Source organism: Shewanella zhangzhouensis (assembly GCF_019457615.1).
Taxonomy (GTDB): Bacteria; Pseudomonadota; Gammaproteobacteria; order Enterobacterales; family Shewanellaceae; genus Shewanella; species Shewanella zhangzhouensis.
In genome coordinates this window covers 3,877,877-3,894,992 of sequence record NZ_CP080414.1, presented here as the reverse complement: position 1 = coordinate 3,894,992, position 17,116 = coordinate 3,877,877, and the positions used below count along the sequence as shown (strand labels likewise).

Genomic DNA, 17,116 nt, shown 5'->3' with positions numbered 1-17,116 from the left:
GGTGTCCGGGCCGGTTTGCCTTAGTTGTGGCTCACCAGTACAAGGCGGATGGCGTCCAGCTTCAGCTGAGTGTTGCCAAGGTAGCCCGAGAGTTCCTGCATCATCTGCCGCAGGTGCTCCAGCTCCTCTTCACGGATGCTGGGGTTCACGGCCTTGAGGGCCTCGAGCCTTGAAAGCTCCGCGCCCAGCTGGCTTTCCATACGCGCCCTGGCGTCCTGAGTCAGGGTGTTCAGTGCCTCACCGGCAAACTCTTCACCCTTGGCAAACAGTGGATGCAGCATGGTCTGAGAGGCGTTAACCAGCTTGCTGGCGATATGGCGATTCACCCCGGACAGCTGCTTGTCGAAGCTGTCGTAGTCCACCTTGTCAGACAGGTTGTTGCCGTTCTTGTCCAGCAGCACACGTACCGGCGTGGGCGGCAGATAGCGGTACAGCTGGCTGGCCTTGGGCGCCGTGGTTTCGGCGAGGTAAATCAGCTCGAGGAAAATCGTGCCCGCCGGCAGCGCCTTGTTTTTCAGCAGTGCCACACAGGTGGTGCCCGTATCTGAGCCCGTGATGAGATCCAGGCCGGTTTGCACCAGTGGATGCTCCAGGGTGATAAGGGCGATATCGTCCCGCGACAGCGCCGTGTTGCGATCGAAGGTCACAGTCACCCCATCCTCGTTGAGGCCGGGATAGGTGGGGTACATCATGTGATCCGTGGTGCGCAGCACTATGGAGTTTTCGCCCTTGTCGTCCTGATCTATGCCTATCACGTCCCACAGGCGGATCACCGAGGCGATAAGGTCGGTATCCTCATCGGCGTCGCTGAGGCTCGCGGTGATGGCTTCGGCCTTGGCACCGCCGTGGCTGTTGAGTTCCAGCAGCTTGTCGCGACCCTGCTCCATGGCGGCTTTAAGCGCCTTGTAGCGGGCCTTGGTGTCGGCCATCAGCTCGTCCAGCTCATCGCTCTCTCCGGTCAGCACACTGAGCAGGCGCTCTTTAAACTCGCCAAAGAGCACATGGCCACCGGGGCAGGTGAGTTCGAACGCGCACAGGCCTTCGTGGTACCAGTGCATCAGTTGTTCCTGAGCGGTGTGCTTGAGGAACGGCAGGTGAATCTGCACATCGTGGCGTTGACCAATACGGTCCAGACGGCCGATACGCTGCTCCAGCAGATCCGGGTTCAGGGGCAGGTCGAACAGCACCAGGTGGCTGGCAAACTGGAAGTTACGGCCTTCCGAGCCGATTTCAGAGCAAATCAGCGCCTGGGCGCCACCTTCTTCCTGGGCAAAGTAAGCACCGGCCTTATCGCGCTCAATGATGGACATGCCTTCATGGAACACGGTGGCCTGTATGCCTTCGCGGGTGCGCAGGGCTTCTTCCAGTGCCAGTGCCGTTTCGGCGCGGCTGGCAATCACCAGCACCTTCTTGGAGCGATGGGATTTCAAAAAGTCGATAAGCCAGTCGACCCTTGGGTCGAACTTCCACCAGCTGGCGTTGTTGTCATCGAATTCCTGATAGATACGCTCGGGGCTCAGGGCCTGGGCCACCCGGGCTTCCTGGGTGCGGGCGCCGCCCATCATGGCATTTACCCGCATGGCAGTTACGTATTGCTCAGGCAGTTCGAAGCCGTGGCTGTGGAACTCGCGCTTGGGGAAGCCTTTTACCGAGGCGCGGCTGTTACGGAACAGTACCCGGCCGGTGCCGTGGCGATCCAGAAGCTCCTGCAGCAGCTCGTCGCGGGCGGCCTGGCGCAGCTCTTCGTCGAGGTTTTCGGCCTGAATTTGACGAATGGCCGGGGCTATGTCTTTCTCCGACAAAAGCTCGGTCAGGCCGTTGATGGCCTCATCGGACAGCTTAACGCCGCTTGCCAGGGCATCGGCGGCTTCGGCCACGGCCTGGTAGCCTTTTTCTTCGTCGAGGAAGGCCTGATAGTCGTAAAAACGGTCGGGGTCGAGCAGGCGCAAACGGGCAAAGTGGCTCTGATGACCCAGCTGATCCGGGGTTGCGGTGAGCAGCAGTACCCCGGGTACGACTTCAGCGAGGGCCTCAACCACCTGGTAGGCACGGCTGGGCTCGTCTTCGCTCCACTCCAGGTGGTGGGCTTCGTCCACCACCATCAGATCCCAATCGGCATCCAGCGCCTGCTCCAATCGGCGCTTCTTGCGCAGCAGCTCCAGCGAGCAAATCACCAGCTGCTCTGTGTAGAAGGGGTTGTCGTGATCGGCAAAGGCCTCCACGCAGCGGTCTTCATCAAATACCGAGAAGCGCAGGTTGAAGCGGCGCAGCATTTCCACCAGCCACTGGTGGCGCAGGGTATCGGGCACTATCACCAGTACCCGCTCGGCGCGGCCTGTCATCAGCTGTTGGTGGATAATCAGACCCGCTTCGATGGTTTTACCCAAACCCACTTCGTCGGCAAGCAATACCCGCGGGGCGTGGCGACGGCCTACTTCATGGGCAATCCACAACTGGTGTGGAATCAGACCAACCCGTGGACCCTGCAGGCCCAGCAGTGGCGAGGTGGCCTGCTTGTGGCGCAAAAGCTGCGCCTTGTAACGCACGCCAAAGCGCTCGATACGGTCAATCTGGCCAGCGTACAGGCGATCCTGGGGCTTGTTGAAGCGAATATTGTGCTCGAGCAGGGTCTCGCGCAGCATGGTGTCTTCACCCGTGTCGGTACGCTTGCCCAAATAAAATACCAGGCCGTTCAATTCTTCGACCTTGTCCACCGTCATACCCCAGCCTTCGGCGCTGTCGATGGTGTCTCCGGGGTTGTATATCACCCGGGTAAGGGGCGCTTCGGCCATGGCAAACATGCGGTTTTCACCGGTGGCAGGAAACAGCAGAGTAACCATGCGGCCCTCTATCTGCACCACTGTGCCCAAACCCAATTCCGATTCTGTATCACTGATCCAGCGCTGCCCAACCGCAAACGACATCTTACTCTCTCAACTCAAGGGGGAACTCAAAGGGCGCGTATGTTATACCAACGGCCCCGATATTTGAATCAGCCTAGATCCCCATCGTGCACCTGACAACTTTCCTGCTGTCACGGGCTTGTCATACATTTGTCTTTGAATGGAGCTGAGTGTTAATGGAGTGTTGAGCTTTCCCGGGAAGGGTGTCAGTATGAACTCAATGACAGGATGTGACTTTGTCCTATCCGTTCCAGCCATCCAAGGAGGACCCCGCCCCAGCCACGCACCCCAGCGCAATCACAATATCATCGCCCTATGTCACTAAAACCGGAGGCGCCATGGAACAAGACGACAGAAAGTTGTTTGTACTGGATACCAATGTTTTATTGCACGAACCCTTAGCGATTTATTCCTTCAAAGAACACGACGTCATAGTCCCTATGACAGTCCTCGAAGAGCTGGACCAGATTAAAGACCGTAAACGGGATGTCAGCCGTGACGCCCGGGTCGCCATCAGGGCACTGGAAGATACCCTCGGCGGCGAAACCACTCCGGAACAAATTATCGCAGGCGTGCCCCTGCCGGCCCGAGAAGGCCACGAAGCCACAGGCACACTCGCCATTTTCCCCGATCATCAGCTTGAAATGGCCATAGGCGGCCTCCCCGGCGACCATAACGACAATCGCATTATCAATACTGCGCTTCACCTGCAAAAACAGCACTCACCACGCCCCGTGGTACTGGTGACCAAAGACATCAATATGCGCCTCAAGGCCAAGGGCGCCGGTATCAAATTGGTAGAAGACTACCGCACCGACCAGCTTATCGATGACATCCGTTTCTTAACCAAGGGTTTTCATCAGTTTGAAGGTAACTTCTGGGAGCATCTGGAGAAGGTATCCACTACCCGCCATGGCCGCCAGACCATCCATGAAGTGCCCCTGAAAGACCTCGAAGACGATCATCTCTATATCAACCAATATCTTATCGACGAAGAGTCCGACTTTTGTGGCCGGGTGATTTCAAAAGATGATACCCATCTGCACATTGTGGACCTGGGACGCAGCCGCTTGCTGAGCCTTGAGGCCTGGGGCATACGGCCGAAAAACGTGTATCAGGGCATGGCCCTGCAGGCGCTGCTGGACCCGGATATCGACATGGTTATCCTCACTGGCCCCGCGGGCTGTGGTAAAACCCTGCTGGCCATGGCTGCGGCACTGGAGCTGGTGGTGGAGCGCAACCAGTACGACAAGGTGATAGTGACCCGCAATACCCCGGAAATTGCCGAGTCCATTGGCTTTTTGCCCGGCACTGAAGAAGAGAAAATGGCCCCCTGGCTTGCGGCCATCACAGACACCCTGGAAGTGCTGCACAAAAACGATGTTAATCCCCACGGCTCCATGAACTACATCATGGAAAAAGCCAACATCCAGTTTAAATCCATCAACTTTATGCGTGGCCGCTCCATTCAGAATGCCATAGTGCTTTTGGATGAATGTCAAAACCTTACCGCATCGCAAATCAAAACCATGATCACCCGCATGGGTGAAGGCACCAAGCTTATCTGCTCGGGTAACCTGGCCCAGATAGACTCCAATTATCTGACCGCCGTGACCTCGGGCCTGACCTACATTGTGGAAAGGTTCAAGAACTTCGAAGGCAGTGCCAATGTCTACCTCAATGGTGTGGTCAGATCCCGGCTTGCTGAATTCGCCGAGGAGCACCTGTAAGTCAGCCTTGATGGTATGGCAGACAAACGGACCCGCCGGGTCCGTTTTTTATCCTTAATGCGATGCAAAAACAGCGACTTTGAAACAAATTCGATGACAATTATTTGATGTGACTGCCCATGGGTTCCTGTTACTATAATCCGTTAAGTTTTGCGGGTGCAGGGACTCGCGACAGGGGATGCCAAAGGGTTTTTGATGAAATCGACTGAGCCGGATTTGCAGCTCAAATCGCCTATTCAGCGCAATTACAACCGCGCCGTGTTTTACACCTACATAGGTGTAATTGTGATGGCGTGCCTGACCGCCTGGTTTTTCTTCGACCGGGAAAAGACCCAGCAGCTGGCCCAGCGCGAAGAGCAAATTGACCGCCATGTACTGCAAATCGACCTCTTGCTGGAGTCGAGCATACGGGCGGTAAAGAGTTTGCGTGACGTGGCCGTAGACCATTTGCGCCTCGGCGAGCTGGTGCGTAAAGACCGCTTGCCCCAGTACGAAAAATTCAACGAAGACGGCCAGTACTTCACCCTCGAGCCCCACTATGCCCAGGGCAATAAGCCTTTTAACAACATGGGGCGTATCACGGGTATCGGCTCCCTCCAGGACAGAAGCGACAAGTTCTATCAGGAACTGGAAATGCTGTTTGAGCTGTCGCTGTCGTTTCCTGTGGCCAAAGAGGCCGCCCCCAAGGCATCGGCCATCTACTACATATCCAAACGGCGGATGATGTCCTACTTCCCCTGGCCGTTGGACGAGCAGCGCTTTCGCGACGAGCTGCTGAACAAGAAACAGTTCCAGCTGGCGACCCCGGCCATGAACCCCCAGCGCAGCGTGTTCTGGAGTGAGGCCTATCTCGACTCCACCGACAAGGGCCTGCTGACCACCCTGGGTGTGCCCATCTACCTTGAAGATGAGTTTATCGGCTCCATCAATCTGGACATGACCCTGGCCTCGCTGGCGCGGCAAATCCGGCTCTACTTCAAGATGCCAGGCACGGTAATCCTGCTCGACCAGAGCAACAACATACTGTCCCACTCCGACATGGCGGGGAACGATCTCAAGCGGGTGCTGCACATCAGCCAGAAGATCCCCTCTGAGCTGCACTCACTGCCGGAGTCGGAACTCTTCGATGCCCAGGGCGGCATCATCCGTAACGGCTACTACATTCACTCGGTGGCGCTGCACAATGCGCCCTGGCGTCTGCTGTACATTCAGGACGTGGATGACCTCTTCCAGGAGAGCTGGGACAAGCTGCAGCTGACCTTTATTCTGGTGGTACTGGCGCTCTCCGTGCTGGTGACCATAGTGCACTGGCAGACCCGCCGCTCCTTCGTAAGCCCCGCATCCAGGCTGCTCTCACACCTCGAAGGTTGCTCGGCCCAGCCTATGCCGGTGCCGGAAAAAATCACTCCCGGCTGGGAGCCATGGTTCCAGCTGGTAAGCCGTATTTTTGAAGAAAACCAGCAATATACCAAACACCTCGCCGAGCAGAACAAGCGCCTCGACAAGCTGGTGGCGCGCCGCACCGAAAGGCTGAAAGAAACCACAGAGCGCCGCGAGCGCGAATATGCGCTCTTGCGCTCTTTGCTCGACTCCATCCCCGAGGCTATTGTCTTCAAAGACAAGGAAGGCCATTACCTTGGCTGTAACAAGGCCGCCGAGCGTATGCTGGGCTTCAGCGAGGCCGAGATGATTGGCCTGTCCAGCGAAGAGCTGACATCACCGGAGCAGGGCAGTCGCATCCGCGCCGAAGACGAGCAGGTACTGACCGAACGCAAGCCGCTGCGCTATCAGGAAAAAATCGAACTGGCGGGCAAGCCTGTGTTGCTCGATACCCTCAAGTTACCCTTCTACAATCGCCGCGGCGAGCTGATGGGTCTGATTGCGGTGTGGCGTGATGTGACCCGCGAATACGAGTCGGCGGAGCAGCTGCGGCTGTCGGAAGAGCGTTACCACCTCGCCATGGACGCGGTGGAAGATGGCCTGTGGGACTGGTATCTCGACTCGGAGCAAATCATCTGCAACCCGGCCTATTACTCCATGCTGGGCTACAAGACCAACGAGTTTCCGGCACTGCTGTCCACCATCGACAGCCTTATTCATCCGGACGATCGCATCCGGGTGCAGGAGTACCGCGAGCAGTACCTCAAAGACCCGGTAGGCGCCTACGAGATTGAGTTCCGGATGCGCGCCAAGACCGGCCAATACCACTGGATGCTGAGCCGTGGCCGGGTGGTGGAATTTACCCAGGATGCCCAGCCCAAGCGGATGGTGGGTACCCACAAGGACATTACCCGTCACAAGAGCAACGAAGTGGCGCTGCTCGAGGCCAAGCAGGATGCGGAGCTTGCCAACCTCTACAAGAGTGAGTTCCTGGCCAATATGAGCCACGAGATCCGCACCCCCATGAACGCCATCATAGGTATGCTGCAACTGGCGGGGCGCACCAGTCTCACCGAGCAACAAAAGGATTACCTGGATAAAGCGAGCTTCTCGGCCCAGTCGCTGCTGCGCATCATTAACGACATCCTCGACTTCTCCAAGATTGAGGCCGGTAAGCTGGAGCTGGAAAAAGTCGCCTTCCCGCTGGACAAGGTGCTGGACCACTCGCTGGATCTCAACGCTCTGCGGGCACAGGAGAAGGGCATTGAACTCCTGCTGTACGCCCCTGTGTCGGCGGGCATTATGCTCAAGGGCGACCCGCTTCGTTTGGGGCAGGTGCTGATTAACCTCTTGTCCAACGCGGTGAAATTCACCCAAAACGGTGAGATTGAACTCGGCTGTGAAGACGTGGGTGAGCGTGACCACCGCATTACCCTCAAGTTCTGGGTGCGCGATACCGGCATCGGCATCAGCCGCGAGCAGCAGGACAAGCTGTTCGACGCCTTTGCCCAGGCCGATGGCTCCACCACCCGCAAGTACGGCGGTACGGGCCTTGGGCTTTCCATCAGTAAACATCTGGTGTCTATGATGGGCGGCACCATGCAGGTGGAGAGTGAGCCCGGCGTGGGTTCAACCTTCAGCTTTACCGTGAGTTTTGAAATCGCCGAAGAGGCCAAGGTCGTCCCCATGGTGGTGCCAGACCGTCTGGCGAGCCTGCGTACCCTGGTGGTGGACGATAACCCTACGGCGCTGCAGATTTATTCCAGCGTGATGCGCGACTTCCACTTTGAGGTGGAAACCGCCTCCACCGGCGCCGAGGCCCTGTACAAGCTCGGCAAGCAGCCTGTGGATCTGGTACTGCTCGACTGGATGATGCCCGAGATGGACGGCATCCAGGTGATAGATGCCATCGATGAGATGGTGGCCGAGGGCAAGCTCGCCGCCCGGCCGGTTATCATCATTATGACCGCCTATGCCGCCGAGCCGCTGAAGGTGGATTTGGACAGCGACCGCGTATTTGCCATGCTGCAAAAGCCGTTCAAGGCCTCGAGCCTGTTTGATGAAATCATCCGCGCCTTTGCGCCGCCTGCGCCCAAGGCCCTGCCCGCACCGCCGGTGCAGGAGGAGGGTGAGCATCAGGGCGTAGTGCTATTGGTGGAAGATAACTTTATCAACCAACAGGTGGCCACCGAGCTTCTCAAGAGCGCCGGTTACGAGGTGGATGTGGCCGACAATGGCCAGATATCGCTGGAGATGGTGGGCAAGCGCAGTTACGATGCGATACTCATGGACATTCAAATGCCTGTGATGGATGGCCTCACGGCGGCAACCGAGCTGCGCAAGCGTTACAGTTTCGACGAACTGCCGATTATCGCCATGACGGCCCACGCCATGTCCGGCGACCGGGAGAAGAGTCTTGCCGCCGGTATGAATGCCCACATTACCAAGCCCATAGTGCTCAACGAACTCTTTGAAACCCTGAGCCACTGGATAGGACATAAAGATAAACACAGGGGCAAGCACTAGCCCCATAACAAGGAGATAAGATGAAACCCTCGACTCTCGCCCTGGCGCTATTGCTTGCGAGCACACCGGCCATGTCAGTCTGGGCCGCCGAAAATCCGGCAGCCATTATCAAACAGAGCCAATCGGCCAGAGGGTTTCTGAATTTCCACTACGACAACAGGGGCGAGGTCTTTGTTGAGGCCAATCGGCTCAATCAGCCGTTTTTGCTGGTCACCAGCCTGCCCCAGGGCGTGGGTTCCAACGATATCGGCCTCGACCGCGGACAGCTGGGCCGCACCCGCATGGTGCAGTTTGAACGCATAGGCCCGGATCTTATCCTGCGTGAGCTCAATACCCGCTATCGTGCAGGCAGCGACTATGCCCCTGAGCAGCGCGCGGTAAAAGAGGCCTTTGCCGACTCTATTTTGTGGCGCGCCCCCGTACTCGATGGCAAAACGCCGCTCGCTCCCCTGAGCGCCCTGGTACTCAATGATCTGCACGGGGTGACTGACTCCCTCAAGGCATCGGGGCAGGGCAGTTTCAGTCTGGATAAATCACGCTCGCTCATCATCCCCGAATACGTGAAATCCTTCCCCAATAACAGCGACGTGGACGTGCAGCTGACCTTTGCGGGCGCCGAGCCCGGTGCCTATGTGGCTCAGGTAACGCCTGACCCCAAGGCCATCTCCATCCGCATGCGTTTTTCTTTTATTGCCCTGCCTGAGTCAGGCTATGTGGCCCGCGACTACCATCCGCAAAGCGGTTATTTATCTGATGAGTATCTGGATTATGCCAGCGCCATCGACTCCCCCGTGGTGAAGCGCCACTTGCTGCGTCATCGCCTGCAAAAGCAAACCCCCGGCACGGCACCCTCTGAGGTGGTCGAGCCCATCGTTTATTACCTCGACCCAGGCGTGCCCGAGCCCATCCGCAGTGCGCTCCTCGACGGTGGTCGCTGGTGGGAGGAGGCCTTTAACGCGGCAGGTTTTATCAATGGCTTTAAGATGGAGCTGCTCCCCGACGATGCCGACCCCCAGGATGTACGCTACAACGTAGTGCAGTGGGTGCACCGTGCCAGCCGCGGCTGGTCCTACGGTTCGGCCATTGCCGACCCGCGCACCGGCGAAATCATCAAGGGCCATGTGACCCTGGGTAGTCTGCGGGCGCGACAGGACCACCTGATTGCCCGTGGCCTCACCGCCGGCTGGGAAGACAGAGACGCTGCCGCCAAGGCCGCCGGGCATCTGGCATTGGAGCGCATTCGTCAGCTGTCGGCCCACGAGATTGGCCACACCCTGGGGCTGGACCATAACTTTGCCGCGTCCAGCAACAACAACGCCTCTGTGATGGATTACCCCCATCCCATGGTGACCCTCAGCAACGGCAAAATCGACATCAGCCAACCCTATGTGCCCGGCGTGGGAGCCTGGGATAAGTTTGCCATCGCCTATGGCTACGGCGACTTTGGCGACAGCGAGGCCGCAGGCCTGTCTACCCTGCTGGCCGAGGTACAGGCCAAGGGACTGAGATACATCGGCGAGAGTGATTCCCGAAGCCCGGATGCGAGCCACGCCTATGCCAGCCTGTGGGACAATGGTGCCGATCCGGTAGCCGAACTCGCCCGCTTGCAGCAGGTGCGGCAAAAGGCGCTGGCAGACTTCAATCCCGATGCCTTGCTGCCCGGCGAGCCGCTGGGCGAGCTGGCCGACAGCCTGGTGCCTATTTACCTCCTGAGCCGTTATCAAATCGAGGCGGCGGCCAAGCTGATTGGCGGCACCGACTATGGCTACGATGGGGTTTACAGCTGGCATTATGTGGCCCCCGAGCTGCAAAAACAGGCGCTGGGCACCCTCTTGGCGACTCTGGACACCGCCGAGCTGACCTTGTCCCGTGAGTTGGTGGAGTCGCTGCTGCCCAAACAGGGTAACTACAGCGCTGGCCGTGAAAGTTTTGCCTCGGGTCTTGGCATAGTGGCCGACCCCCTTGGTATGGCCGAGGTGCTGTCGCGCCATACTCTCAGGGCGCTGATGGCGCCCAGGCGCCTTAACCGTGTCGAGCAGGGATTCCAGAGCGACAGCGAGCAGCTGTCGGTGAACGAGCTTCTGGACAAGCTGATGGCGGTGACCCTGTATCAGGAAGGCAAGACAGGCCTTGAACGTGGCGTCTGGATGCGCCTCAATGCGGTGGTGATAGACACCTTGCTGGAGAGCTTCCACCACGAGGATACCAGTGCAGAGGTCAAGGCAGTGCTGGGGGCCAAACTGGCTTACACCATCAAGCAGCTGGAGCGTAAGGCCAGCCGCTCCAGTGAGGCCGATGCGGCCCACTTCAAGTACCTGGCGCTGGGCGTGGCCAGAGGGCTGGACGATGCCAAGGTGCGGATTATCACCAAGCCGCTGCCCATGCCACCCGGCTCGCCCATTTAAGCCGTCAGCACTGCAAACACAAAAGCCCGCCATGCGCGGGCTTTTTTCTTGTCAGGATACATCGATGGCCCGGCTTTCAAGCCGGGATGTGGCCGATAAGTCAGCCTTTTGCCTCACGCCAGTCATAGCCTTGGCTGTTACTATGGTCGGCCACACCTCCCCCTGTCAGCTTCAAAGGATTGAACCATGACACGACTGGTTATTTTGCTGTTATCCATGGTGGGCGCTTTTTTCGCTTACCGGGAATTTTTTGCCCCCCTGCCGCTTGAAAGCCATTTTCTGGCCAGTGTGCCCGTAAAGGTGCGCATGCTGCCCCAGCCCAATACCGCCTCCAAAGTCACGGGTGACATCAGCGTTGAGCAGGTTGTCAGCGCCAGGTCGTCCCATGCCGATATGACACTGCTGGTGCTGGCCATGGGCACCGCCTACGAGGTGTTCGACGAGCAGGACATCAATGCCTTGTCCCGTGAAGATTTGAGCAGTTTAAGCCGCCGTTTCGGCACAGACACAGGCGTGAACGCAGCGCTGGTGCGGCGTGGCTTTATCGAACATCAGGGCAAGAAGGGCTACGAGCTGGTGGTAAATCTGGGTGAGGATAAGGGCGAGATGGTGCAGCGCATCTACACCCACGACAACCATCTGCTGATGCTGATGGCAAGTTACGCCTCCGATGCCAGGGAGCGGAAAACGGCCATGGCCTTTCTCGACTCGCTGGAGTTTCTCTGACCGGCTCTTTGCCGGTGATCCACTAAAACTGCCTGCCCACTCCCATAAATGAAATGACCGAACAGCTTGCTGTTCGGTCGCGCCGGGAAGCGTTTTTCTGTGGCGACGCCCCTTGGCCGCCGCCTGTTTAGCTTATGGGACTATGGCCGTGGGTCACCTCCCATCTCGATTTTAAAGAACAGGCTGTAAATCAGCGGCAGCACTATCAGGGTCAGCAGCGACGCAAACCCCAGACCGAAGATGATGGTGACCGCCATGGATCCGAAAAAGGCGTCTGTAATCAGGGGGATCATCCCCAGCATGGTGGTAATGGCCGCCATCATTACCGGACGTACCCGGCTGACACAGGAGTCCACCAGGGCGGCCAGGGCCGACTTGCCTGAGCTGAGCTCCAGATTTATCTGATCCATCAGCACTATGCCGTTTTTGATAACCATACCCGACAGGCTCAAAAGCCCCAGCAGTGCCATAAAGCTGAAGGGGGCATCGAACAGCAGCAATCCTGCGGTCACGCCTATCAGGGCCAGGGGCACTGTGAGCCAGATGACCAGGGGTTGACGCACCGAGTTGAACAGAAATACCGTGATTAAAAACATCACCAGATAACCCATAGGGATGGAGCTGAATACCGCTTCCTGTGCTTCGCCGGAGGACTCAAATTCGCCGCCCCATTCCAGGCTGTAGCCCGCAGGCAGGGGGATGGCTTCTACCTTGGCCTTAACCTTTCTCAGAACAGAGTCGGCGGTTTCATCTGAACCCAGTTTGGGATCGGCCATCACCGTCAGTACCCGCTTGCGATCCCGGCGCATCAGCAGCGGGTTTTCCCATTCGGTGGCAAAGTCGCTCACCAACTGGGACACGGGCACAAAGCTGGCGTGCTCCTGACTCCAAATCTGTAACTCCCACAGGTTGTCAGCCTGCAGTCGCTCGTCTGCCGGCGCTCTGGCTAATATGGGCAGCGAGTGGCTGGTCTCACGATAGAGGCCTATCTGCTTGCCGCTGAAGTTGAGCAGCAGCGCCTGATCGAGATCCTGCTTGCTGATACCACTCTCCCGCGCCCTGGCGGTTTGCAGTTGTGGCCGGATAAGCGCCACCTGATTGCGCCAGTCGTGGCGTATGGCATCCATGGTGGGCTCGGCGCTGAAAATGGCCTCTGCCTGGGCAGCCAGACTCCTTAAGGTCTCGGGGTTGTCACCGTAGAAACGGGCCTCAATCTTGGCCGCCGGTGAGGGACCGTTCTCCATCTTGGTTAACCTGAATTGAGCCTGGGGATATTCCTGGCGCAGGAAGTCTTCCAGCAGTGGCATATAGGCCCCGAGTGACGCCAGATCCCGCATCTCCACTATCAACTGTGCATAGGCTGGGTAGGCCTTCTCCGGCTGATAGGGCAGCACAAAGCGCTGGGCGCCCTGGCCTATGACTGTGGTTATTTGCTGCAGGCCCGAGTCTGCCTGCTGGCTACGGCTCAGCAGTGTCGTTTCTATTGCGGCGGTGAAACGCTCGGTTGCCCTGATATCCGTGCCCTCAGGCATCCAGACATCGACGAAGAAGATAGGGGTGTTCGATGCCGGAAAGAACACATTCTTGATGTGGCCAAAACCCATCACTGCCGATACCAGCATGGCCAGCACCAACGCCAGGCTCGCGAGCCGAAAGCGCAGGGCGAACATCAGCACGGCGCGGTACAGGGTAAAGAACCAGCCCTTATAGGGATCGGCCTCATCCTCCGCAGGCGGCGTATCTTTGAACAGCAGATGGCAAAAGAAGGGCGTGAGGGTGATTGCCGTTATCCAGCTGATAAACAGAGAAATCATCAGCACCTGGAACAGGGAGCGGCAAAATTCACCGGCGGCATTCTGCGACAGGCCTATGGGGGCGAAGGCGATAATGGCGATGACGGTTGCTCCCAGCAGCGGCCACTGGGTCTGGGCCACTATCTGGCTGGCGGCTTCGAGGCGGCTCTTGCCCCGGCGCAGACCTATGAGGATGCCCTCGGTAACCACAATGGCGTTATCCACCAGCATCCCCAGTGCGATAATCAGCGCCCCCAGTGAAATGAGCTGCAGCTCTATGTTCAGCAGCTTCATCACTATGAAGGTGCCCAGAATTGTCAGCAGCAGAATCAGCCCCATCAGCAGGCCGGATCTCAGCCCCATGAACAGCAATAGCACGGCTATCACGATGGCGATGGATTCGAGCACATTGATAAGAAAGCTGCTGACCGTCTCGTCCACCGCCAGACCCTGGTTGTAAACGGTATCCAGCATCATGCCCAGGGGGCGCTCGGACTCCAGTTCCACCAACCGTTTTTGTATGTCGGCCGCTACCTCAACCACGTTCACGCCGCCGGAAAAGGCGATACCCAACGACAGGGCATTCTGGCCCTGGCTGCGATACAGCTGCTCCGGGGTCTCGTCATACACCTTGTCAATATGGGCAATATCACCCAGATGGATAAGCTCCGGGCTGCCCTGGGGGCTGACAATCAACCGCGCCAGATCCTGCACGCTGGTGAACTCGCCGGTGGGGTGAATACGGATGCGATTGTCCCCCACCAGCAGGCTACCGGCGTTGGACACCACGTTTTGATTCTGAATAAGGCCATGGATATAGCTTTGATCCAAACCAAGGGCCGAGAGCTTTTGCTGGGATATTTCGACCACGACCTGTTCGGTCACCTTACCGGCCACCGACACCTTTTTCACTCCGGGCACCAGCACCAGCTCACGGCGCAGTAAATCGGCATAGTTGCTCAGCTCGCGGTTGCTGTAATCGGGCCCGGACAGATTAAGCAGTATGCCGAACACGTCACCGAAGTCGTCCATCACCCTGGGGGTGCCCGTGCCCGGCGGCAATAGTCCGGCACTGTCATTGACCTTGCGACGCACCTCATCCCACACCTGTGGCAGGCTGTGCTTGTCATACTTGTCTTTGATTTCTATGCGGATCTGCGACAGCCCTGCGCTGTTGATTGAGTTGATGTGCTTGATGCCGTCCAGCTGCTGCAGGGCGTCTTCAAGGGGTAGGGTCACTTCTTCTTCCACCTGCTCAGGTGAGGCGCCCGGATAGGGGGTAATGACCAGGGCTTCCTTGATGGTGAACTCGGGAAACTCCAGCTGGCCCAGGCCGCTGAAGGCAATGGCGCCGCCCAGGAGCAACAGCAGGGCGAACATCCAGCTGATGACCTTATGGCGAATCGAATATTCAGCAAGATTCATCTCAAACCCCACGTTGCCAGTGCAATGGCTTTACCTGCATGCCCGCACTGAGCTGGCTTATACCGGCGCTGACGATTTGATCCCCGCGTTGCACACCGCTGAGCACTTCTATGCCCTCGGCGCGCACCCGTCCCAGGGTAACGGGTACGGCATCGACCTGACCTGAAGTGGGCTGGTAACGCCATACCCGCACCAAACCGTCGGCATCGCTCTTATCCAGTGCCGACACAGGCACTACGGCGATGGGCTGGCCATCGCCATCAAGACGGAAGCTCAGCTCGGCACTCATGCCGGGCAGCAGTTGGACAGCGTTCGGCTGGGGCAGGGAGAACACCAGTTCATAGGCCTGGGTGCCTGGGGTTATTTCAGTGGAGTATTCCTTGAAATTGGCCTTGAAGCTGTGGCCGGGAAAGGCGCTGAAACTCACATTGGCGTCCAGTTTCGCAAGCCCGCTGGTTTGTTTCAGGTCGGCCAACAGGCTCTCGGGCACCTGCACACTGACATCCAGCAGACGGTTATTTTGCAGCGTCAGCACTGTTTGATTGGGCTGAACCTGCTGGTGATTGTCCACCAGACGCTTGGCAACCGTGCCGGAAAAGGGCGCGGTCAGCTGGGTGTAGCTTAGCTGGTCCCGAGCGGCAGCCAGCGCCGCTTTGGCGGATTTCAGTTGGGCCTGGGTGGTGTCAAATTCGGCCTGGGAAATCAGCTTGCGTTTGAGCAGCTCGGCCTTGCGCTCATAATCGGCGGCCAGCAGCTCATGCTCCGCCTCCCGGGCCATCAGATTATTGCGTGCATCCCTGTCATCGAGGCGGGCGAGCAGACTGCCGGCGCTGACACCCTGACCCTCCACCAGCGTCAGCTCGGTCAACTGGCCCGCAATCCGGAACGCCAGGTCGGCGCGACTGTTGGCCGTTACCCGCGCCGGGAAACTGCGCTGGCCCCCCGCGAGGGGATCTTCGATGGCGAAGAGTTTCACCGGACGGATTGTCGGCGCGGGTATGGCGCTCTCGGCCTCAATACAGCCGCTGACGAGCAGGGGCATGGCGAGTGCGAGTGGAATTATCAAGCGGGTTCTCATCGGCGCTGTTCCTTGTGGGGCATGTTCAACAGGCGCGAAGATAGCAGTTTAATCTGTTGCTAAAAACGGGATTGTTTGGAATTATTGGTTCCGAAAAATGCAACTGTTGTTGGGCGTGGAGAGCGCTGAAACATGAAAACCGAAGATATTGCCCTGTTCCACCGCATCGTTGAGACCGGCAGTTTGGTGGCGGCGGCGGACCTGCTCAACCTGCCCAAGTCCACCCTGAGCAGGCGTCTGCAAAGCCTGGAGGAAGAGCTTAAGGTCAAGCTGTTCCATCGCCAGGCCCGGGTCATCAGCCTGACTGCCGCCGGAACTCACTTCTACCAAAAGTCTCTGGGAATACTCTCACAACTGGATGAGACCCTGATCGAGCTGACCGGGGATGATGCCGAACTCACTGGTCACCTGAGGATCCAGATGTTCCCCCTGCCTGAAACCGCTATCCTGAACCGGCTGATTTTCCGCTTTATGGCGCTGCATCCCAGGTTGACGGTAGAAGTGATAGACAGCACCGAAGTAGTCGACATGGTCAAAGCCCACCTGGATGTGGCCTTTCTGATTGAAAACTCCATCGAAGAGCAGGACCTGGTGGCAAAACCTGTGCTGACCACAGAGCTGGGGTTCTTTGCCAGCCCGGAATACCTGGCCCGCTGCGGCGAGCCCCATACCCTAAGCGATATGGCCGACCACAATGTCGCCCTGTATCGGCTGGTCAACGGCCGGATATTCAATGAATTTGAGGTGGGCATGGGGCCGGAGGTGGTCAAGGTCAAGGTGCAGGGCAACTTCTGCACCAACAATCTGGTATTGACGAGGGAGTATGCCCTGCTGGGCAAGGGCATAGTCTATTTACCGGCGGAAATGTGTGACGCCTATCTGGCCACGGGACAACTGCGGCAGTTGTTGCCGGATTTCCAACCCTATGTGGGCGAGTGCTTTCTGGTGTATCCGTCAAGGCGCTTCGTCAGTCAGGCGTGTCGCCGTTTTATCGACTTTGTTCTGCAGGAGCTGACACCGGACGGCAAACCCATGTCGATGCGCAGCGCCGTCGAGCCAGGTTAATTGGCGCCCGATAAGCATTCAAAGGCCGGAATCCAGGGCGCTGAGGGGGATGGTGAAGGGTGGGTTGTGAATCGGGAATGGTGAA

8 protein-coding genes are annotated in these 17,116 nt (G+C 58.2%); 5 read left to right on the top strand and 3 right to left on the bottom strand.

Annotation, left to right across the window (positions count from 1 at the left end; translation table 11 throughout):
- Nucleotides 1-20: 20 nt before the first annotated feature.
- The gene (gene rapA, locus K0H63_RS17130) at nt 21-2,924 is read right to left on the bottom strand and encodes an RNA polymerase-associated protein RapA (RefSeq protein WP_220065721.1); all 2,904 of its coding nucleotides are present in this window, start codon (nt 2,922-2,924) and stop codon (nt 21-23) included.
- 317 nt (nt 2,925-3,241) lie between these two features.
- Between rapA and K0H63_RS17125 the strand changes: the two genes are divergently transcribed.
- From K0H63_RS17125 to K0H63_RS17110, 4 genes are all read left to right on the top strand, one after another.
- Entirely contained in the window at nt 3,242-4,633 is a 1,392-nt protein-coding gene (locus K0H63_RS17125) for a PhoH family protein (RefSeq protein ID WP_220065720.1), read from the top strand.
- Between the two features lie 195 nt (nt 4,634-4,828).
- The gene (locus K0H63_RS17120; RefSeq protein WP_220065719.1) at nt 4,829-8,539 is read left to right on the top strand and encodes a response regulator; all 3,711 of its coding nucleotides are present in this window, start codon (nt 4,829-4,831) and stop codon (nt 8,537-8,539) included.
- Between the two features lie 20 nt (nt 8,540-8,559).
- Entirely contained in the window at nt 8,560-10,944 is a 2,385-nt protein-coding gene (locus K0H63_RS17115) for a zinc-dependent metalloprotease (protein ID WP_220065718.1), read from the top strand.
- A 186-nt stretch (nt 10,945-11,130) separates the two neighbouring features.
- Nucleotides 11,131-11,670, top strand: coding sequence for a hypothetical protein (locus K0H63_RS17110; RefSeq protein WP_220065717.1), 540 nt, complete (start codon nt 11,131-11,133; stop codon nt 11,668-11,670).
- 140 nt (nt 11,671-11,810) lie between these two features.
- On the opposite strand, the gene K0H63_RS17105 is transcribed toward K0H63_RS17110, so the two are convergent.
- On the bottom strand, nt 11,811-14,888 hold the full coding sequence (locus tag K0H63_RS17105; protein WP_220065716.1) for an efflux RND transporter permease subunit: 3,078 nt from the start codon (nt 14,886-14,888) through the stop codon (nt 11,811-11,813).
- 1 nt (nt 14,889) lies between these two features.
- Entirely contained in the window at nt 14,890-15,966 is a 1,077-nt protein-coding gene (locus K0H63_RS17100; protein WP_220065715.1) for an efflux RND transporter periplasmic adaptor subunit, read from the bottom strand.
- A 132-nt stretch (nt 15,967-16,098) separates the two neighbouring features.
- Between K0H63_RS17100 and K0H63_RS17095 the strand changes: the two genes are divergently transcribed.
- Nucleotides 16,099-17,031 carry a LysR family transcriptional regulator gene (locus K0H63_RS17095; protein WP_220065714.1) on the top strand — a complete coding sequence of 311 codons (933 nt, stop codon included), beginning with the start codon at nt 16,099-16,101 and terminating at the stop codon, nt 17,029-17,031.
- Nucleotides 17,032-17,116 lie beyond the last annotated feature (85 nt).